We start from the raw sequence: 19,543 nt of genomic DNA, 5'->3' as shown, positions 1-19,543 counted from the left end.
TGTGGCTCAGTCCAGCCCGTACACCCTGCGCGCGTTCCCCGCCGCGATCAGGCCCGCGACCCGCTGGGCGTCCGTCAGGGACCAGGCGCCCTCCGTCACCCAGGTGCCCAGGACGCGGGCCAGGGCCTCGCGGAACAGGCGGGCGCCGACCACGTGCAGTTCGGGCAGGCCCTGGGCGCCGCTGGAGAAGAGGATCTTGCCGAAGGGGGCCAGTTCCAGGATCTCGGCGAGGACGGTGGCGGCGCGGGCGCCGGTGCGGACCAGGGCGGCGCCGGAGTCGGCGTAGACGTGCGGGAAGACGCCGGCGAGGTGGGCGGCGTGGCGGTGGTACGGGTAGCCGTGCAGCAGGATCAGGTCGGTGCCCATGCCGGCCGTCGCGCGGACGAAGTCCGTGAGCAGCACCGGGTCCGTGCGGTCGATGCGCAGGCCCGGTTCACCGAGCCCGGCGTGCAGCTGGAGGGGCAGGCCGGAGGCGACCGCGATCCACAGCAGATGCCGTAGCAGCACCGGGTCGCTCAGCTCGCCGCCGACCCGCCGACCGGCCAGCCAGCGGCCCGCCGCGCCCCGCACCTCACCCGCCCCCGGCGGCTCGGGCGCGAGCGCGAGGCCGTGCCGGACACCCGCGACCGAGGTGAAGGCGACGGCGTTCGCCGCGGCCCCGTGCACCGACTCGGCGAGGTTCGCCAGGAATGACTCGACGGTGCCGGAGGTGTCGGCGACCTGCTCGGCCAGCAGTTCCAGGCGGACGATCTCACGCGCCTCGGCGGTCGCGGTCGAGGCCATCTCGGCGGGGCTGGTCAGGTCGCCGGGCAGTCCGGTGTCGATGAGATACGTCGTGATGCCACTGCCGCGCAGCAACCGCCGGGCCGCCTCCAGTACGCCGAGTTCGCGACGCCGGGCGAGATAGCGGGCGGGCGGGCAGTGCGGTTCCAGGCCGAGCAGCGGGGGGCACCAGCGGCGTACCGCGAAGCCGGTCTGGGTGTCGAAGAGGGTGGTGCCGGGGGCGGGCGGGCCCTCGGTGCGGGCCAGCTGGGCCTCGAAGGTGCCGAGGCCCAGCTCCGTTCTCAGCACGCCGTGGCAGTACTGGTCCACGAGGGACGGCGTTTCGATCATCCGGACTCCCGCGACTGGACCACGTACTCCTACGAGTCCTAACGGGTGAACCGGGTGTCAGGTGTTGCGTTCCCCGCGCCCTCGGAAAAACGTCCGGGAAATACCCGGGAATGCCCGGAAAGGGGTGCCGCTCAGCCGCCGATCTGGATCCCGGCCATCCGCTTCCACTCGTACGGGCCGGTCTTCACCTTCGCCGCGAACTCGCCGTCGAACGCCTCGTGGGCCGTGAGGCCGGACTTCTCCACCGCCTTCTCGGCGATCGCGTACGTCGGTGCCACCAGGTCGCCCCAGCCGCCGTCCTCGCCGACCAGCACAATCCGGGCACCGCGCTGTCCGATGTACGAGACCTGGGCCTCCGCCCCTCCGTGGGCCTTGGCGAAGGCGTTGATCTGCTTGGCGAGCCGGGTCACCCGGCGCTCGTCCACCTGCTGCGTGTCTCCCATGACCAGGATGCTACCGACGAGTAGCCGAAACGACCAGCGCCGGAAACGACAGGTCCTAGCGCAGGAAGGGGTCCACCGCCACCGCCACGAACAGCAGCGACACATAGGTGATCGACCAGTGGAACAGCCGCATCTCCTTCAGCTTCGCGCCCGTCACCTCGGCCTTCGCCCGGTTCTGCAGCGCGTGCGCCTCCCACAGCCACCAGCCGCCGGCCACCAGCGCGACCAGCGTGTAGAACCAGCCGGTGTAGCCGAGCGGGGTCAGCAGCAGCGAGACGGCGACCATGACCCAGCTGTAGATCACGATCTGCTTGGCGACGACCTTGTTGGACGCGATGACCGGCAGCATCGGCACACCGACGCGCGCGTAGTCGTCCTTCACCTTCATCGACAGCGGCCAGTAGTGCGGCGGCGTCCAGAAGAAGATGACCATGAACAGGATGAGCGGCGCCCAGGACAGCGAGTTCGTCACCGCCGTCCAGCCGATCAGCACCGGCATACAGCCCGCGATACCGCCCCACACGATGTTCTGCGAGGTGCGGCGCTTGAGGATCATCGTGTAGACGACGACGTAGAAGAGGAGTGCGCCGAGGGCGAGCCACGCCGACAGCCAGTTGACCGCGAGGCCGAAGAGAAGAGTGGAGGCGATCGCGAGGGCGATGCCGAAGGCGAGGCACTCGCGCGGACTGACCATGCCGGTGACCAGCGGACGCTGCGAGGTGCGGTCCATCAGCGCGTCGATGTCACGGTCGATGTACATGTTGAGCGCGTTGGCGCCGCCCGCGGAGAGGTACCCGGCGATGCAGGTGACGAGCACGAGGCCGAGGTCCGGCACACCCTGCTCGGCGAGGAACATCACCGGCACTGTGGTGATCAGCAGCAGCTCGATGATCCGCGGCTTGGTCAGCGCCACGAACGCCTTCACACGGGCCCCGAACGGCCGGTGACTCGGGCTCTCGCTCGTCCCGATAAGCCCCGCAGGACGGGATTCAACGGCCGTCACGCACACCCCTGACAGAGACATCCCAGCAAGCCCAAACCGTGTGAAGTCCCGGTAAAGGCTCGCGCGTACCACGCCACTGTAGACGTTGCCCATACCGCGACCTTCGCGGGGGTGGGGTCGTGTTGGACGGCGTGCTCCGAGGTGCGCCGAGGGCGTCGATTGAGCGGTCAGATGAGCGGCTGCGTATTCACTTGCCGAATGCGAAAGCGACCCGGTCGGGAGGCGGATCCACGACACTCCCGGCAGTCTGGAATGACTCGAAAAAACGCACGTTCTTACGGGGGTAGGCTCGACAACGGCCGGTGGGCGCCCAGTGCACCGGCAGCCGGTGTACGCGCAGGACACCGGCCTTCGACATGTGGAGAGGAGCCCTGACCCAGGGTGAGCACCAAGCCGACCACCACAGACCTCGAGTGGACCGAGCTGGACCAGCGGGCCGTCGACACCGCCCGCGTCCTGGCCGCCGATGCCGTACAGAAGGTCGGCAACGGCCATCCCGGTACGGCGATGAGCCTGGCGCCGGCCGCCTACACCCTCTTCCAGAAGGTGATGCGGCACGACCCGGCGGACGCCGACTGGGTGGGGCGGGACCGTTTCGTCCTGTCCGCCGGTCACTCGTCCCTGACCCTCTACACCCAGCTGTACCTGGCCGGCTTCGGCCTGGAGCTGGACGATCTGAAGGCCTTCAGGACGTGGGGTTCGAAGACCCCGGGTCACCCCGAGTACGGCCACACCGTGGGCGTCGAGACCACCACCGGCCCGCTCGGCCAGGGTGTCGCCAACGCGGTCGGCATGGCGATGGCGGCTCGCTACGAGCGCGGTCTGTTCGACCCGGACGCGGCCCAGGGCGAGTCCCCGTTCGACCACTTCGTCTACTGCATCGCCGGTGACGGCTGCCTCCAGGAGGGCATCTCCGCCGAGGCCTCCTCCCTCGCCGGCCACCAGAGGCTCGGCAACCTCATCCTGCTGTGGGACGACAACCACATCTCGATCGAGGGCGACACCGAGACCGCCGTCTCCGAGGACACGGTCAAGCGGTACGAGGCGTACGGCTGGCACGTGCAGCGGATCGCCCCGAAGCCGGACGGCGACCTGGACCCGCACGCGATCTACAACGCGATCGAGGCGGCCAAGAAGGTCACGGACCGGCCGTCCTTCATCGCGATGCGCTCGATCATCGCCTGGCCCGCCCCCAACGCCCAGAACACCGAGGCCGCGCACGGCTCGGCGCTCGGCGACGAGGAGGTCGCGGCCACCAAGCGCGTCCTCGGCTTCGACCCGGAGCAGAGCTTCGAGGTCGCGGACGAGGTCATCGGCCACACCCGGCAGGCGATCGAGCGGGGCCGGCAGGCGAAGGCCGAGTGGGAGAAGTCGTTCCAGGAGTGGCGCGACAACAACCCCGAGCGCGCCGCCGAGTTCGACCGGATCAGCAAGGGCGAGCTGCCCACCGGCTGGGAGGAGAAGATCCCGGTCTTCGAGGCGGGCAAGGGCGTCGCGACGCGTGCCGCGTCCGGCAAGGTGCTCCAGGCCCTCGGCGCGGTGATCCCCGAGCTGTGGGGCGGCTCGGCCGACCTGGCCGGCTCGAACAACACGACGATCGACAAGACGTCGTCGTTCCTCCCGGCGGACAACCCGCTGCCCGAGGCCGACCCGTACGGCCGCACGATCCACTTCGGCATCCGTGAGCACTCCATGGCCGCGGAGATGAACGGCATCACGCTGCACGGCAACACCCGTGTCTACGGCGGCACGTTCCTGGTGTTCTCCGACTACATGCGCAACGCCGTACGCCTGTCGGCGCTGATGCACCTGCCGGTGACGTACGTCTGGACGCACGACTCCATCGGTCTCGGTGAGGACGGCCCGACGCACCAGCCGGTCGAGCACCTGGCGTCGCTGCGCGCGATCCCGGGGCTGAACGTGGTCCGCCCGGCGGACGCCAACGAGACCGCGATCGCCTGGCGCGAGATCCTCGGGCGGTACACCAAGGAGTTCGGCAAGGGTGCCCCGCACGGCCTCGTGCTGACCCGCCAGGGCGTGCCGACGTACGAGCCCAACGACGAGGCCGCGCGCGGCGGTTACGTGATGTTGGAGGCCGAGGGCGGCGAGCCGCAGGTCGTCCTCATCGCCACCGGTTCCGAGGTGCATGTGGCCGTCGAGGCGCGCGAGCGGCTCCAGGCCGACGGTGTGCCCACGCGCGTGGTGTCGATGCCGTCCGTGGAGTGGTTCGAGGAGCAGGACCAGGGGTACCGGGACAGCGTGCTGCCACCGTCCGTGAAGGCTCGTGTCGCGGTCGAGGCGGGGATCGGCCTGACCTGGCACAAGTACGTCGGGGACGCCGGTCGCATCGTTTCCCTGGAGCACTTCGGGGCTTCGGCCGACGGCAAGGTCCTTTTCCGCGAGTACGGCTTCACTGCCGAGAACGTCGCCTCCGCAGCCCGGGAATCGATCGCCGCAGCCCAGCGCTGACGCTCATATACGACACGTAGGAGATGCATTTTCCATGACAGACGCACTGAAGCGCCTCTCCGATGAAGGCGTCGCGATCTGGCTGGACGACCTGTCGCGCAAGCGGATCACGTCCGGCAACCTCGCCGAGCTGATCGACCAGCAGCACGTCGTGGGCGTCACCACCAACCCGACGATCTTCCAGAAGGCGATCTCGTCCGGTGACGGGTACGAGCAGCAGCTCGCCGACCTCGCCGCCCGCAAGGTCACCGTCGAGGAAGCCGTCCGCATGATCACCACGGCGGACGTCCGGGACGCCGCCGACATCCTGCGCCCCGTCTTCGACGCCACCGGCGGCAAGGACGGCCGGGTGTCCATCGAGGTCGACCCGCGCCTCGCGCACAACACCCGCGCGACCGTCGCCGAGGCCCGGCAGCTGGCCTGGCTGGTGGACCGGCCCAACACCCTGATCAAGATCCCGGCCACCAAGGCGGGTCTGCCGGCGATCACCGAGACGATCGGCAACGGCATCAGCGTCAACGTCACGCTGATCTTCTCGCTGGAGCGCTACCGCGAGGTCATGGACGCCTACCTCTCCGGTCTGGAGAAGGCGAAGGCGAAGGGCCTCGACCTCTCCCTGATCCACTCGGTGGCGTCCTTCTTCGTGTCCCGCGTGGACACCGAGATCGACAAGCGGATCGACGCGCTCGGCACCGACGAGGCCAAGGCGCTGCGCGGCAAGGCCGCCGTCGCCAACGCGCGGCTCGCCTACCAGGCGTACGAGGAGGTCTTCGGCTCGGACCGCTGGAGCGCGCTGGACAAGGCGGGCGCCAACAAGCAGCGTCCGCTGTGGGCGTCGACCGGCGTGAAGGACAAGGCGTACAAGGACACCATGTACGTCGACGACCTGGTCGCGCCGAACACTGTCAACACCATGCCCGAGGCCACCCTGCTGGCCACCGAGGACCACGGGCAGATCACCGGCAACACCGTCGCCGGGACGTACGAGCAGGCCCGCGCCGAACTCGACGCGGTCGAGCAGCTCGGGATCAAGTACGACGACGTGGTCCAGCTTCTTGAGGACGAGGGCGTCGAGAAGTTCGAGGCGTCCTGGAACGACCTGCTGGCCTCGACCGAGGCCGAGCTGAAGCGACTCGCCCCTTCGGAGGGCTGAAACCTTGTCGAGCAGCAACCCGCTGCGTGACCCCGCAGACCGACGGCTCCCGCGTATCGCGGGGCCGTCGGGCCTGGTCATCTTTGGCGTCACGGGCGATTTGTCACGAAAGAAGCTGATGCCCGCGGTGTACGACCTCGCGAACCGGGGTCTGCTGCCGCCGGGCTTCTCGCTGGTCGGGTTCGCCCGCCGCGAGTGGGCCAACGAGGACTTCGCGCAGGAGGTCCACGACGCCGTCAAGGCACACGCCCGTACGCCGTTCCGCGAGGAGGTCTGGCAGCAGCTCATCCAGGGGATGCGCTTCGTGCAGGGCACCTTCGACGACGACGACGCCTTCGAGCGGCTGCGCGGCACCATCGACGAGCTGGACAAGGCGCAGGGCACGGGCGGCAACTTCGCCTTCTACCTGTCGGTGCCGCCGCGCTCCTTCCCGGTGGTCATCCAGCAGCTGAAGAAGCACGGGCTGGCCGACCAGACGAGCGGCTCGTGGCGCCGCGCGGTGATCGAGAAGCCGTTCGGGCACGACCTGACGTCGGCCGAGGAACTGAACAAGGTCGTCCACGAGGTCTTCGCCCCGGACCAGGTCTTCCGGATCGACCACTACCTGGGCAAGGAGACCGTCCAGAACATCCTGGCGCTGCGCTTCGCCAACACCATGTTCGAGCCGATCTGGAACCGGTCCTTCGTGGACCACGTGCAGATCACCATGGCCGAGGACATCGGCATCGGCGGCCGGGCCGGGTACTACGACGGGATCGGCGCCGCCCGTGACGTCATCCAGAACCATCTGCTGCAGCTGCTCGCGCTGACCGCGATGGAGGAGCCGGCCTCCTTCGACGCGGACGCGCTGGCCGCGGAGAAGACCAAGGTGCTGGGCGCCGTGCAGCTGCCCAAGGACCTGGGCCGCGACACCGTGCGCGGACAGTACGCGGCGGGCTGGCAGGGCGGCGCGAAGGTCATCGGCTACCTCGAAGAGGACGGCATCGACCGCGCGTCCAAGACCGACACCTACGCCGCGATCAAGCTGGAGATCGACAACCGGCGGTGGGCCGGCGTGCCGTTCTACCTGCGCACCGGCAAGCGCCTCGGGCGCCGCGTCACCGAGATCGCGGTGGTCTTCCAGCGCGCCCCGCACTCCCCCTTCGGCACCACGGCCACCGAGGAGCTGGGCCAGAACGCGATCGTCATCCGCGTCCAGCCCGACGAGGGCGTCACCGTCCGCTTCGGCTCCAAGGTGCCGGGCACCTCGATGGAGATCCGGGACGTCTCCATGGACTTCGCGTACGGCGAGTCCTTCACGGAGTCCAGCCCGGAGGCGTACGAGCGGCTGATCCTGGACGTCCTGCTGGGCGACTCCAACCTCTTCCCGCGCACCGAGGAGGTCGAGCTGTCCTGGAAGATCCTCGACCCGATCGAGGAGTACTGGGACCGCAACGGCAGGCCCGCTCAGTACCCGGCCGGCACGTGGGGGCCCGTCGAGGCGGACCAGATGCTCGAACGAGACGGACGGAGCTGGCGCCGGCCATGAAGATAGACCTCACCGACACCACGGCCAGCAAGGTCAACAAGGCGCTTGTGCAGGGCCGCCGCGCCATCGGCACACCCGCCGTCGGCATGGTCCTCACCCTGGTCATCGTCACCGACGAGGAGAACGCCTACGACGCCCTGAAGGCCGCCAACGACGCCTCGCGCGAGCACCCCTCGCGCACCCTCCTCGTCATCAGGCGCGTCTCGCGCACCCCCCGGGACCGCACGCAGTCCCGCCTCGACGCCGAGGTGCGGGTGGGCGCGGACGCGGGCACCGGCGAGACGGTGATCCTGCGGCTGTACGGCGATGTGGCCGACCACGCGCAGTCGGTGGTGCTGCCGCTGCTGCTGCCGGACGCCCCCGTCGTCGTGTGGTGGCCGGTCAACGCGCCTCTCGACCCGGCGAACGACCCGCTCGGCGCGCTGGCCCAGCGCCGGGTCACCGACACCTACGCCGCCGAGCAGCCGGTGCGGGAGCTGTCCGCCCGCGCCGACACCTACACGCCCGGCGACACCGACCTGTCGTGGACCCGGATCACGCCCTGGCGCTCGATGCTCGCGGCGGCCCTCGACCAGGTCGTCTGCGAGGTCAAGGGTGTCGAGGTGGAGGGCGAGGAGTTCAACCCGAGCTGTGAGCTGCTGGCGATGTGGCTCGCGGACCGGCTGGACGTCCCCGTCCGGCGCTCGCTGTCCCCGGGGCCCGGTCTCACGGCGGTCCGCATGGACACCGACTGCGGCCCGATCGCCCTCGACCGCGCCGACGGCTCGCTGGCCACGCTGTCCATCCAGGGCCAGCCGGACCGTGCGGTGGCGCTGAAGCGCCGGGAGACGGCCGAGCTGATCGCGGAGGAGCTGCGGCGGCTGGATCCGGACGACACGTATGCGTCGGCGCTGCGGTACGGGGTGGACCGGCTGAACGCCTCGGCGTCGGCCGCCGCGGCGGAGCCGCCCGCCAAAGGAGAAGCCGAAGGAGACGGCGCCGGCGACGAGCCGGAAGCCGTCCCGGCTCCCCTCGAAACCGCTGCGAAAGCACCCGCGAAGGACGCGGCGGCGCCGGCACCGGTGAAGAAGGCGGCGGCGAAGTGAGCACACCCCAACTGGTCGTCCACCGCGACAAGGAACTGATGGCGCAGGCCGCCGCGGCCCGGCTGATCACGAAGATCGTGGACGCACAGGCCTCGCGCGGCACCGCGTCCGTCGTCCTGACCGGCGGCCGCAACGGCAACGGCCTGCTGGCCGCGCTGGCCGCCGCGCCCGCCCGGGACGCCATCGACTGGGCCCGCCTGGACCTGTGGTGGGGCGACGAGCGCTTCCTGCCCGAGGGCGACCCGGACCGCAATGTCACCCAGGCCCGCGAGGCGCTCCTCGACTCCGTCCCGCTGGACCCGAAGCGCGTGCACGCCATGCCCGCGTCGGACGGCCCGTACGGTTCGGACGTGGACGCGGCGGCGGCCGCCTACGCCGAGGAACTGGCCGGGGCGGCGGTCCCGGAGAACCACGCCCCGGTCCCGACGTTCGACGTCCTGATGCTGGGCGTCGGCCCGGACACCCACGTGGCGTCCCTGTTCCCGGAGCTGCCCGCGGTGCGGGAGACGGACCGCATGGTGGTCGGCGTCCACGGCGCCCCCAAGCCTCCACCGACCCGTATCACCCTCACCCTCCCGGCGATCCGGGCGGCCCGTGAGGTGTGGCTGCTGGCGGCGGGCGAGGACAAGGCGAACGCCGCGGCCATGGCGCTCTCGGGCGCCGGCGAGATCCAGGCCCCGGCAGCGGGCGCGTACGGCAGGCAGCGCACCCTGTGGCTGCTGGACGCGGCGGCGGCCTCCCAGCTGCCGCGATCGCTGTATCCTCCGGCTTCACCCTGAGAACCGCTTTCCCGGAAGGCCCCAGGTCGATCGCCTGGGGCCTTCTCGTCTCACGGGGCGATGTTGTGGTTGAGCCGGAACAGGTTCCCGGGGTCGTGGCGCCGCTTGATCTCCGTCAGACGGGCGTGGTTCGTACGGTAGTTGGCGCGTACGCGATCCTGGTCGTCCGCGTCCATGAAGTTGACGTACCCGCCCTCGGCGGAGTGCGGGCGGAGCGCCCCGTAGAAGGCCCGGATCCAGTCCTTCTGGGCCTCGCAGTCCTCGCGGGTCGTGAGGGCGGGGCTGAGCGCGGTCGCGAAGTCGACATCCCGGTAGGCGAAGGCGGTGTCCTCGGGCCCGACCCGCTGGACGGCGCCGTCGAGGGGGAACACCACCGTGGCGCTCTGGATGGTGGGGGTCGAGGCGCCGTACTCGACGTACGCGTCGATGACCCCGTCCGGCAGGCCGCGGCTGAAGGTGCCCTTCCAGTAGTGGAAGAGGCCCGCGGGCAGCAGCTCGTCGAACAGCGTGTTGATCACCGGGTAGGGAATGCGGTCGACCTTCCGACCGAGGACGGGGCCGAGCCCGGCGATCCGGGACCGGATCCGGTCGTCCTGCTCCTCCGGTCCGCTCCAGCAGCCGACCACCGCGCAGACCGGCCGGCCGTGCCAGCGCTCGGGCAGGAACGGAAGCGGCGGTCCGAGGCCCACGATGAGCAGCGCGCCGAGCCTGTCGTCCGCGTCGGCGATCATCTCTCGGTAGCGGCGGATCACCTCGCCGTCGAGCGGGAAGAACGTCGGCCCGCCGAGGATGTCGGCGATGGGGTGCAGCCGGTACGCGAACGACGTGACGACCCCGAAGTTCCCGCCTCCGCCGCGCACCGCCCACATCAGGTCGGCGTGCTGGTCCTCGGTGCAGGTCAGGAAGGATCCGTCGGCGGTCACCAGGTCGACCGAGAGCAGGTTGTCGCAGGCCAGACCGCAACGCCGGGCCAGATAGCCCATGCCGCCGCCCGTGGTGAGGCCGCCGATGCCGGTCGTGGAGACGACTCCGCCGGTGGTGGCCAGGCCGAAGGCGTGCGTGGCGTGGTTGACGTCGGCCCAGGTGCAACCGCCCTCGGCCCACGCGGTACGCGTCTCGGGGTCGACCCGGATCCCGTGCATCCGCCCGAGGTCGAGGACGACCCCGTCGTCGCAGGTGCCGTAGCCGGGGACGCTGTGGCTGCCGCCGCGCACGGCGAGTGGCAGCCCCTGTTCGCGGGCGAAGTCCACGGTGGCGATGACATCGCCCGCGTCGACGGCCCGGACGACGATGGCGGGCCGTTTGTCGATCATGGCGTTGTAGACCGTGCGGGCCTCGTCGTAGTCGGGGTCGCCGGGCTCGACGATGTCGCCGCGCACGGATCCGCGCAGCCGCCGCTCGTCCAGGGAACGTGTGGAGGTGGTCATGACCGCCACCTGCTTTCCGTCAGGCTTTCCGTCAGGTCGGAGAACGGGTCGCACCACCGGTGTACGCCCCGGTCCGGGCGGCCCTCATCGCCGGAACCGCCCATCCCGCCCCGTCGGGCATGGGCAGAACGGCCCATTCAGGCCAGGCGGTTCTGGTACGCGTACGCGGTCGCCGCGGCCCGCGAGTTCACGTCGAGCTTGGCGAAGATGTTGTTGAGGTGCCGGGCGACGGTGTGCTCGCTGATCACCAGCTCCGCGGCGATCGCCCGGTTCGTCCTGCCCGCGGCGACCAGCCGCAGCACCTGGATCTCCCGGTCCGTGAGTTCGCCGGGCTGCCGGCCGCCCGCGCTCCCGAGCAGCGCCGCCGCCCGCCGCGCGTCCGGCACGGCGCCCAGCCGCTCGAAGGTCGCCCGCGCGGCCCGCAGCTCCATGCGGGCGCCTTCGTCGTCGCCGGCGGTCCGGTCGGCGGCGGCCAGCGTCATCCGGACCTGCGCCTCCTCGTACGGCACGTCCAGCGCCAACCACAGGGCGAGCGCCCGGCGGAGCAGCGACAGCGCACGATCGAGGTCGTGTTCGGCGTAGGCGACCGCACCGCCCGCCGACGCGGCGACAGCATGCAGCATCGTCGTGTGCGACGCGCGCCGCTGCTGCCAGTCGCGGGCGAGGGTCTCCAGCTCGGCCGCCGCCGCACGGGCCTCGTCGAGCCGGCCGAGCGCGAGCGAGATCTCGACCTGCGCGGCGAGCAGCCGGCAGCGCCCGAGCCGGTCGTCCCCGTCGTCCGCGCCGCCCGCCAGGGCGAGCCGCAGGGCGGTGGCCGACGCCTCGGGCCTGCCCTGGGCCAGCCGCAGCAGGGCGAGGCCGGGCTGCGGGTCACGGCCGAGTTCGTGCGCCCGCTGGTACGCCGCCTCGGCCGCGGCCAGCTCACCGCGGCGCCGCTGGATGTCCCCGGTGGCGCAGAACGCCTCGCCGGCGATCCGGCGCTCGTAGGGCAGCAGCTCCTCGCAGGTCCGTACGGCCTGGTCAAGCGCCTGGGGCCAGCGGCCGCGCAGGTCCAGCACCTGCACGCGGTGCACCCGGCACAGGCCCCGGAAGTTGTTCTCCGCCGGCATGGCCGCGCACCACTTCATGGCCGCGTCGGTCCATTCGGCAGCACGCTCCAGATCGGCGCAGGCCATGCAGCGCTGCAGGCCCAGGCAGTAGATCCAGCCGGTGAAGAAGGCGCTCAGCTCGCCCGCCATGGCCGAGCACATCGCGTCGTCGAGCAGGTCGAGACCCTCGGCGACCCGGCCCTGGGCCAGCAGGACACCCGCCTGCGCCTGAACGCTCATCGCGTACAGGTCCGGGCTGCCGCACTGCCGCGCGATCCCCGCCATCCGCCGGGCCACGGCCATGGCCTCGTCGAACGCCCCGCGCGCCGCGGCCGCCTCGGCCTCCATCCACGCCAGATAGCACTGCTCGACGCACTCGGGCTCCCCGCTCAGATGCCGCCGCGCCCGGCGCAGCCATCCGGCGGCCACCGCCGTGCGGCCCGCCAGCTGGTGCTCGTAGAAGAGCATCCAGGCGCAGTACCCGGCACGCCGCTCGGCGCCCGCCGCGACGTACCCGGCATAGGCCTTCATCCGCGCGGTGATCGACTCCTCGACATGGCTCGTCCACCAGGCGGCGTCCGCGTAGGCCGCGAAGTCGTCCGGGGTGAGACCGGCGGACACTCCGCTGAGCAGGCGATACGCCTCGGCCCACGCCTCCCGGGCGACGGCGTCCCGGGCGCGGCGAAGGGCCTGCGAGGCAGCCGATGCGGTGCCGGTGTCCGTACCGGTGCCGGTGCCGGTGCTGTGGTCAGCCACCCGCGGCTCCCTTCTCGCGCCCCGCGAGCCGGACCGTCCCCTCACCAGGATAGGCAGGGCGGCACTACTTGACCGAGCCCGCCATCACCCCCTGCACAAAGTGCCGCTGGAACGCGAAGAACACCGCCACCGGCACGATCAGCGAGACAAAGGCCCCCGGCGCCAGGACGTCGATGTTGCTGCCGAACTGCCGTATCTGCGACTGGAGTTCAACCGTCAGCGGCTGTGAGGAGCTGTCCGCGAACAGCAGGGCCACCAGCATGTCGTTCCACACCCACAGGAACTGGAAGATGGCGAGGCTGGCGATGGCCGGCCGGCCCACCGGCAGGACGAGGCGGGTGAAGATGCGCCACTCGCTGCCGCCGTCCATCCGGGCGGCCTCCAGCATCTCCTTCGGCATCTCGGCGAAGTAGTTGCGCAGCAGGAACACCGCGAACGGCAGGCCGTAGGCCACATGGAAGAGGACGACGCCCGGGATCGTGCCGAACAGGCCCAGCTGGCCGAAGAGTTTGGCCACCGGCAGCAGACCGATCTGGACCGGCACCACCAGCAACGCCACCACCAGAAGGAACAGCGGCTCGCGGCCCGGGAAGTCCAGCCAGGCGAAGGCGTATCCGGCGAGGGCCGCGATGACGACGACCAGGACCGTCGTCGGCACCGAGATCAGGACCGTGTTCCAGAACGCCTGCGTGATGCCCGCGTTCTCCAGCAGCGCCGAGTAGTTGTCGAAGGACAGTTGGCCGGGGCTGGTGAACACCGTCCACCAGCCGCCCTTCGCGGTGTCCTCGGCGGACCGCAGCGACGACAGGAACAGCCCGGCCAGCGGGGTGAGCCAGATCAGGCCCACCACCACGAGGAAGGCCTGGACCAGGCTGTTGCCCAGGCTTCGTCGGACGGCGTTCATCGCTGACTTCCCTTCATCGCCGGCTCCCCTTTCATCGCTGGCTCCTTCGGAAACGGCGGACGTTGAAGACCATCGCGGGGATCACCAGGAGCAGCAGCAGGACGCCCAGCGCGCTGCCGAGGCCCTGGTCGTTGCCCCCGCCGAAGGACACCAGCCACATCTGTGTCGCCAGCACGGTCGCGTCCTCCTGCACCGGGCCGGGCGCGATGATGTAGACGAGGTCGAAGACCTTCATCACGTTGATCACCAGGGTGACGAAGACGACCGTCAGTACCGGCGCCAGCAGCGGCACCGTGATCCTGCGGAAGATCTGCCACTCGTTGGCGCCGTCCATCCGCGCCGCCTCCAGCGCGTCCCTCGGCAGCGTCGACAGCCCCGCGCCGATCAGCACCATCGCGAAGCCGGTCCAGATCCACAGGTACGCCCCGATGATCGCGGGTGTCACCAGCGTGGGCCCGAGCCAGGAGATGCCGTCGTAGGGCGGGGAGAAGTTCGAGGCGGGCAGCCGCAGTGTGTACGAGCCCGAGTCCAGGCCCGCGAAGCGGAAGGAGCCGTCGGACGCCGTGGTCGTCGTACCGGCGGTCCTGCCGTCGCGCACCGCCTCGACCGTCATCTCGGGCAGCCCGCTCTCCTGCCGGTCGACCCGGCCCTGCTCCCCTCCCCCACCGGGCGTGAAGTCCAGGTACACGACTCCGCGCAGCTCACCGGCACCGGCCTTCTGCTCGGCCGCCGGGTACGCGGGCCGCGCACCGCCGGGCAGGTCACCCGGCAGCACCCCGACCAGGCCGAGCACCACCGTCTGACCCGGCGACGCGCTCGCCGTCGTCCGGTACGCCCCGTCCGCCTCCTTGGTCATCCCCTGCCCGTCGCGCGCCCGCGCGGTCGGATAGGACGACGTGCCCTCGAAGGCGTCGTGGACGGAGACCACGGCGGCGTTCAGCACACCCTTGTCCGGGTCCTCGTCGTAGGCGAGCCGGAAGATGATGCCGGCCGCGAGGAAGGACACCGCCATCGGCATGAACAGCAGCAGCTTGAACGCCGTCGCCCAGCGGACCTTCTCCACGAGCACGGCCAGGATCAGCCCCAGCCCGGTCAGCAGCGTCGGTGCGACGACGACCCAGATCGCCGTGTTGCGTACGGCCTTCAGCGTCGCCGGGTCGCGGAACATCTCGGTGTAGTTGTCGCCGCCCACGAACCGGGTGCCGGACGCGTCGAAGAAGCTGCGGCCGACGGAGAACAGCACGGGGTAGACGACGAGCGCGCCGAGCAGGAGCAGCGCGGGGAGGACGAAGAGCAGGGCGACGAGCGGACCCCGCCGCCGCGGGCGCCGGCCGTTCCCGGAGCCCGCGGCGGCCGGACGGCTCGCCTCTTTCACCAGTGTGGCTGCCATGTCAGCCCCGGTACGCCTTCGCCGCCGCGGCCTCCAGGTCGGCCGCCGTGCCCTTCGGGTCGGACGGGTCGCGCAGGAAGTCCTGAAGGATCTTCCACTCGCCGGCGCCCTTGGTGCCGCCGAAGGCCGCCGGTGCCTGGTCGGACATGTCGAAGCGGACCGAGTCGCCCGCGCCGACCAGGGACTTGGCGGTCGCGCGGGTCACGTCGTCGCCGTAGGAGGCGAGGTCGAGCTTCTTGTTCGGCGACAGGAAGCCGCCCGCCTCGGCCCACACCGCCGCGGCCTCGGGGGTGGCGAGGTACTCCAGGAGCTGCATCCCGGCCTCGGCGTTCTTGCCGTCCTTCAGGACGACGGCCGCGTCGCCGCCGCTGACGACCGGCGCGTCACCGCCGCCGACCGCAGGGAAGGGGAAGAAGTTCGCGTCCTCGCCGATGGTCCTGCCGAACTGGTCCTTGGCGACCCCGGCGACGAAGTCCCCCTCGTAGACCATGCCGGCCTCGGGCTTCGGCCCGAACACCTTCTCCACCGAGCCCGGGAAGTCGGTGTTGAGGGCCCCCTTCTGCCCGCCCGCTATGAGCTGCTTGTCCTTGAACAGCTTGCCGAGCGTCGTCAGCGCGTCGACCACCGAAGCGTCCGTCCACTTCAGCTGGTGCGCGGCGAGGGCGTCGTACTTCTCGGGCCCGGCCTGGGAGAGGTAGATGTTCTCGAACCAGTCGGTGAGCGTCCAGCCGTCCTGCCCTGCGACCGAGAAGGCGGCGAGCCCGGAGTCCGAGATGGTCTGTCCGGCCTTCAGCATGTCCTCGTACGTCGTCGGCGGCTCGACCCCGGCCTGGGTGAGGGCGTCGGGGCTGTACCAGACGGTCGACTTGTGGGCGGCCTTGAAGTACAGGCCGTACAGCGTGCCGTCGACACTGCCGTACGTCTTCCAGACGCCCGCGTAGTTGGCGTCGACGGCGGACTGGGCGGTCTTGGAGAGCGGCTTGAGCCAGCCCTCCTTGGCGAACTGCTGGAGCACGCCGACCTGCGGGACCATCACCACGTCGGGGGCGTTGCCGCCCTCGATCTTGCTGCCGACGACGGTGGAGACGTTGTCCCCGGTGGACACGAACTGGGTCTTCGCGCCGGTCTTCTCGCTGAAGGCGTCGAGCACCTTCTGGAAGTTCTCCTGCTCGCTGCCGGACCAGACACCGGCCACGGTGACCGTCTGGCCGCTGAGCGCCTTGTCCCCGCCGCCGGCCGTGACCGGGCCGCCGCCGCAGGCGGTCGCGCCGAGTGCCAGGACGAGGGCGGTGCAGCCGGTGAGCAGGGTGGTACGTCGTCGCATCATCGTTGATGTCCCTTCAGAGGTGGGGAGTTGACGAGGGGTCGGTGATCCACCAGGCGGCGGTGGAGCCGGGCAGCACCCCGGCGTCGGGGCAGGGCCCGCTCGCCAGCAGCGGGGCGCCGGGGACGGGGGCCGGTACAGGGGCAGTGCCGAAGTTCACGGCGCAGACCAGGTCGTCGCCGCGGGCGAAGGCCAGGACGTCCGGCGGGGTGTCCAGCCAGCGCAGCGTGCCCTCGCCCAACTGGGGCAGTGAGGCGCGCAGTTGGAGGCCGTCGCGGTACAGGTGCCAGAAGGAGCGGGTGTCGGCGAGGGCCCGGTCGGTGGCGTGCTCGGCGAACCACTCGGGCTGCGGCAGCCACGGCTTGACGCCCTCGACACCGGAGGTGAACCCGAACGGCGAGGCCTGCCCCGACCACGGCAGCGGCACCCGGCAGCCGTCACGGATCCGGGCCCGGCTGCCGGTGCGGCGAAAGATCGGGTCGGTGAGCACATCGTCGGGCAGATCGACGACCTCGGGCAGGCCCAGCTCCTCGCCCTGATAGATGTACGCGGCCCCGGGCAGCGCCAGCATCAACAGCGCGGCGGCACGGGCACGGGCGGCGCCCAGGCCGCTGCCTTCGGGAGCGGGTTCGCCATAGCGGGTGACGGTGCGGACCTGGTCGTGGTTGTTGAGGACCCAGGTGACCGTGGAGCCGGTCCCGGCGATGTCCTGCATGGCCTCGGAGATGACCTTGCGGAAGGCGTCCGGGTCCCAGGGGGCACCGAGCAGGTCGAAGAAGAAGGCCTGGTGGAGTTCGTCCGGGCGGACGTACAGGGCGTGCTCGCGGGCGGTCGGCACGGACACCTCGCCGACCAGCAGCCGCTCCCGGCCGTCGCGGGCGGCGTACTCGTCGCAGATGGCGCGCCACTGCCGCCACACGTCGTGCACCTCGGGCTGGTTCCAGGCGAGCGGGTTGACCGAGTCGCGGGTGCGGGCGTCGGCCTCCGGATCCGGGGAGTCCGGCAGGTCGGGGTGCTTGAAGAGGCCGGCGGCCACGTCGATGCGGAAGCCGTCGACACCGCGGTCGAGCCAGAAACGCAGCACCCGCGCGAACTCGGCGCCGGTCTCGGGGTTGCGCCAGTTCCAGTCCGGCTGCTCGGGCGTGAACATGTGCAGGTACCACTGGCCGTCGGGGACCCGGGTCCAGGCCGGGCCGCCGAACATGGCGTGCCAGTTGTTGGGCGGCTCGGCGCCGTCGGGGCCGCGGCCGTCGGCGAAGTGGAAGCGGGCGCGGGCCGCGCTGCCGGGCGGCGAGGCCAGCGCCTCGCGGAACCAGCGGTGCTCGCTGGAGCAGTGGTTCGGCACGATGTCCAGCAGCACCTTGATGCCGAGCCGCCGGGCGGCCCGCACCAGGAGGTCGAACTCGGCGAGATCGCCGAACAGCGGGTCGACGTCGCAGTAGTCGGCCACGTCGTACCCGTGGTCGTGCTGCGGCGACGGATAGAAGGGGCTCAGCCAGATCCCGTCGACCCCGAGCTTCTTCAGGTACGGCAGCCCGGCCCGGACCCCGGCGAGATCGCCGACGCCGTCCCCGGTGCTGTCGAGAAAGCTGCGGACGTACACCTGGTAGATCACGGCGTCGCGCCACCAGCGATACCTACTCTGCATGCATGCATGTTATGTAGCCATGACGCAAAGGTGTCAATGAAGTGACCAGGGCAGACTGAGACGTTGGGAGATAAAATCCGGACTTATTGGGGCGTCTCGAAGTCAGATGAGATGCTCGCGTTACCTAACAAGTATCTAGCGGCTGGACACCGCGGCCAGCTCGCGCGCCAGCCGTCGCACCGCGCCCTCGGGCGTCTCGCGCCCGGTCATCGCGTCGCGCACGACCGCCTGCACCACCAGGCTGACCTGGTCGTACCGCGGGCTCTTGGGGCGCGGCGCCGCCGCGAGGACGCCCGCGCGCAGGGTCGGCAGATAGGGGAAGTCCCGCACCAGCTCCGGGTCCTCGTACAGCGCGGCCCGTACGGGCGGCAGCGCGCCACGGGTGAGCACCTGGCGCTGGACGGGCTCACTGGTGAGGTACGCGATCAGACGCGCGGCCGTGTCGGGGTGCCGCGCATGACTGCTGACGGCCAGGTTGGAGCCGCCGAGCACACTCGTGCCCGGCCCGTCCGGACCGGGCAGGGGCACGGCGCCGACCTTCCCGGCCAGCGGGGAGCCCTCGGCCGAGGCGGCGGCGTAGGCGTAGGGCCAGTTGCGCAGGAACAGCAGACGGCCGTCGAGGAAGGCCTGCTTGGACTCCTCCTCCTTGTACGTCAGCGCCTGCCGCGGGATCCAGCCCTCTCGGACGCCGCGGGCGAGGAAGCCGATGCCCTCGCGGGCCGCGTTGGAGTTCACGGTGACGCGTTCGCCCTCGTCGCCGAGGATCGTGCCGCCCGCCGAGTACACGGCCTCGGCCGCGTTGACGGTGAGGCCCTCGTACGGCAGGAACTGGCCGGCGTAGCCGTCGAGGCCGTACTTCGGGGCGATGGTCCGCGCGGCCCGTTCCAGTTCGGCCCAGGTGCGCGGCGGCGGGACGCCCTCCTTGGCGAGGACGTCCTTGCGGTACAGCAGCAGCCCGGCGTTGGTGACGTACGGCACGGCGTACAGCCGCCGGTCGTACGTCGCGGTGTCGACGACCCGGGGCAGGAAGGCGCCGAGCGGGAAGCGGTCCCGGGGCAGCGGGCGGATCCAGTCGGCCGCCGCGAACTCGGAGGTCCAGGCGACGTCGATGTTGAGGACGTCGAAGCGGCCACGGGCGTCGCGCAGGTCGGTGATCATCTGCGCGCGGGTCTCGTCGGCGGAGTCCGGCAGCTCGACGAGCGTGACCTTCTCGGCGGGGTGGGTGCGGTTCCAGTCCTGAAGCAGCGGGCCGAGATAGCCGGTGAGGTCTCCAGCGGTGGCCAGGGTGAGCGGGCCACGGCCGCCCGCGGTGCGGTCGTCGGCACGGGCGCCGGAGGCGACGTAACCGGTCAGCACGACGACGAGAACGAGAAGGCCCCTACCGGCGGCGCGTATCCACCGCATAGGTTCCTCCCTGTACACCGGCACCGGGC

At 71.0% G+C, this 19,543-nt stretch carries 15 protein-coding genes; 5 read left to right on the top strand and 10 right to left on the bottom strand.

Annotation, left to right across the window (positions count from 1 at the left end; all coding sequences use genetic code 11):
- Window positions 1-6: 6 nt before the first annotated feature.
- From SSP24_RS09375 to SSP24_RS09365, 3 genes are all read right to left on the bottom strand, one after another.
- Window positions 7-1,113, bottom strand: a complete 1,107-nt coding sequence (locus SSP24_RS09375; RefSeq protein WP_141308798.1) for an amidohydrolase family protein — start codon at window positions 1,111-1,113, stop codon at window positions 7-9.
- Between the two features lie 131 nt (window positions 1,114-1,244).
- Window positions 1,245-1,556: a hypothetical protein gene (locus tag SSP24_RS09370; protein WP_141308796.1), complete on the bottom strand. Its 312-nt coding sequence runs from the start codon at window positions 1,554-1,556 to the stop codon at window positions 1,245-1,247.
- Window positions 1,557-1,611: 55 nt separating this feature from the next.
- The gene (locus SSP24_RS09365; RefSeq protein ID WP_373306656.1) at window positions 1,612-2,580 is read right to left on the bottom strand and encodes a heme o synthase; all 969 of its coding nucleotides are present in this window, start codon (window positions 2,578-2,580) and stop codon (window positions 1,612-1,614) included.
- Between the two features lie 360 nt (window positions 2,581-2,940).
- Here SSP24_RS09365 and tkt point away from each other — a divergent pair, with 360 nt between their 5' ends.
- The 5 genes from tkt to pgl are packed head-to-tail and all read left to right on the top strand — an operon-like array spanning window position 2,941 to window position 9,573.
- On the top strand, window positions 2,941-5,028 hold the full coding sequence (tkt, locus tag SSP24_RS09355) for a transketolase (protein WP_141308794.1): 2,088 nt from the start codon (window positions 2,941-2,943) through the stop codon (window positions 5,026-5,028).
- A gap of 34 nt (window positions 5,029-5,062) precedes the next feature.
- Window positions 5,063-6,181: a transaldolase gene (tal, locus tag SSP24_RS09350; protein WP_141308792.1), complete on the top strand. Its 1,119-nt coding sequence runs from the start codon at window positions 5,063-5,065 to the stop codon at window positions 6,179-6,181.
- 4 nt (window positions 6,182-6,185) lie between these two features.
- The gene (gene zwf, locus SSP24_RS09345; RefSeq protein WP_141308790.1) at window positions 6,186-7,709 is read left to right on the top strand and encodes a glucose-6-phosphate dehydrogenase; all 1,524 of its coding nucleotides are present in this window, start codon (window positions 6,186-6,188) and stop codon (window positions 7,707-7,709) included.
- The gene (gene opcA / locus SSP24_RS09340) at window positions 7,706-8,794 is read left to right on the top strand and encodes a glucose-6-phosphate dehydrogenase assembly protein OpcA (RefSeq protein WP_141308788.1); all 1,089 of its coding nucleotides are present in this window, start codon (window positions 7,706-7,708) and stop codon (window positions 8,792-8,794) included. Before zwf ends, opcA begins: the two co-directional genes overlap by 4 nt.
- Window positions 8,791-9,573: a 6-phosphogluconolactonase gene (gene pgl, locus SSP24_RS09335; protein WP_141308786.1), complete on the top strand. Its 783-nt coding sequence runs from the start codon at window positions 8,791-8,793 to the stop codon at window positions 9,571-9,573. Before opcA ends, pgl begins: the two co-directional genes overlap by 4 nt.
- A gap of 50 nt (window positions 9,574-9,623) precedes the next feature.
- Here the strand turns inward: pgl and SSP24_RS09330 are convergent, their stop codons facing one another.
- The 7 genes from SSP24_RS09330 to SSP24_RS09300 form a co-directional block, all read right to left on the bottom strand.
- Window positions 9,624-11,000, bottom strand: coding sequence for an FAD-binding oxidoreductase (locus tag SSP24_RS09330; protein ID WP_141308784.1), 1,377 nt, complete (start codon window positions 10,998-11,000; stop codon window positions 9,624-9,626).
- Between the two features lie 137 nt (window positions 11,001-11,137).
- Window positions 11,138-12,844 (bottom strand): helix-turn-helix domain-containing protein, encoded by a 1,707-nt coding sequence (locus tag SSP24_RS09325; protein ID WP_141308782.1) that lies wholly within the window; start codon window positions 12,842-12,844, stop codon window positions 11,138-11,140.
- 64 nt (window positions 12,845-12,908) lie between these two features.
- Window positions 12,909-13,748: a carbohydrate ABC transporter permease gene (locus tag SSP24_RS09320; protein ID WP_141308780.1), complete on the bottom strand. Its 840-nt coding sequence runs from the start codon at window positions 13,746-13,748 to the stop codon at window positions 12,909-12,911.
- A gap of 31 nt (window positions 13,749-13,779) precedes the next feature.
- Window positions 13,780-15,138 carry a carbohydrate ABC transporter permease gene (locus SSP24_RS09315; RefSeq protein WP_141308778.1) on the bottom strand — a complete coding sequence of 453 codons (1,359 nt, stop codon included), beginning with the start codon at window positions 15,136-15,138 and terminating at the stop codon, window positions 13,780-13,782.
- A 1-nt stretch (window position 15,139) separates the two neighbouring features.
- The gene (locus SSP24_RS09310; protein WP_141308776.1) at window positions 15,140-16,465 is read right to left on the bottom strand and encodes an ABC transporter substrate-binding protein; all 1,326 of its coding nucleotides are present in this window, start codon (window positions 16,463-16,465) and stop codon (window positions 15,140-15,142) included.
- Window positions 16,466-16,478: 13 nt separating this feature from the next.
- Window positions 16,479-18,110 (bottom strand): glycoside hydrolase family 13 protein, encoded by a 1,632-nt coding sequence (locus SSP24_RS09305; protein WP_141308774.1) that lies wholly within the window; start codon window positions 18,108-18,110, stop codon window positions 16,479-16,481.
- Between the two features lie 135 nt (window positions 18,111-18,245).
- Entirely contained in the window at window positions 18,246-19,514 is a 1,269-nt protein-coding gene (locus SSP24_RS09300; protein ID WP_141308772.1) for an ABC transporter substrate-binding protein, read from the bottom strand.
- Window positions 19,515-19,543: the final 29 nt, after the last annotated feature.

Origin of the sequence: Streptomyces spinoverrucosus (assembly GCF_006539505.1) — a bacterium.
Lineage (GTDB): Bacteria > Actinomycetota > Actinomycetes > Streptomycetales > Streptomycetaceae > Streptomyces > Streptomyces spinoverrucosus.
This window is presented reverse-complemented; position numbering and strand designations above follow the sequence as displayed.

Coding starts and splice junctions, on each gene's coding strand:
- SSP24_RS09375 (WP_141308798.1), bottom strand. CDS start 1,113: ATGATCGAAACGCCGTCCCTCGTGGACCAGTACTGCCACGGCGTGCTG.
- SSP24_RS09370 (WP_141308796.1), bottom strand. CDS start 1,556: ATGGGAGACACGCAGCAGGTGGACGAGCGCCGGGTGACCCGGCTCGCC.
- SSP24_RS09365 (WP_373306656.1), bottom strand. CDS start 2,580: ATGTCTCTGTCAGGGGTGTGCGTGACGGCCGTTGAATCCCGTCCTGCG.
- tal (WP_141308792.1), top strand. CDS start 5,063: ATGACAGACGCACTGAAGCGCCTCTCCGATGAAGGCGTCGCGATCTGG.
- opcA (WP_141308788.1), top strand. CDS start 7,706: ATGAAGATAGACCTCACCGACACCACGGCCAGCAAGGTCAACAAGGCG.
- SSP24_RS09330 (WP_141308784.1), bottom strand. CDS start 11,000: ATGACCACCTCCACACGTTCCCTGGACGAGCGGCGGCTGCGCGGATCC.
- SSP24_RS09320 (WP_141308780.1), bottom strand. CDS start 13,748: ATGAACGCCGTCCGACGAAGCCTGGGCAACAGCCTGGTCCAGGCCTTC.
- SSP24_RS09315 (WP_141308778.1), bottom strand. CDS start 15,138: ATGGCAGCCACACTGGTGAAAGAGGCGAGCCGTCCGGCCGCCGCGGGC.
- SSP24_RS09310 (WP_141308776.1), bottom strand. CDS start 16,465: ATGATGCGACGACGTACCACCCTGCTCACCGGCTGCACCGCCCTCGTC.
- SSP24_RS09305 (WP_141308774.1), bottom strand. CDS start 18,110: ATGCAGAGTAGGTATCGCTGGTGGCGCGACGCCGTGATCTACCAGGTG.
- SSP24_RS09300 (WP_141308772.1), bottom strand. CDS start 19,514: ATGCGGTGGATACGCGCCGCCGGTAGGGGCCTTCTCGTTCTCGTCGTC.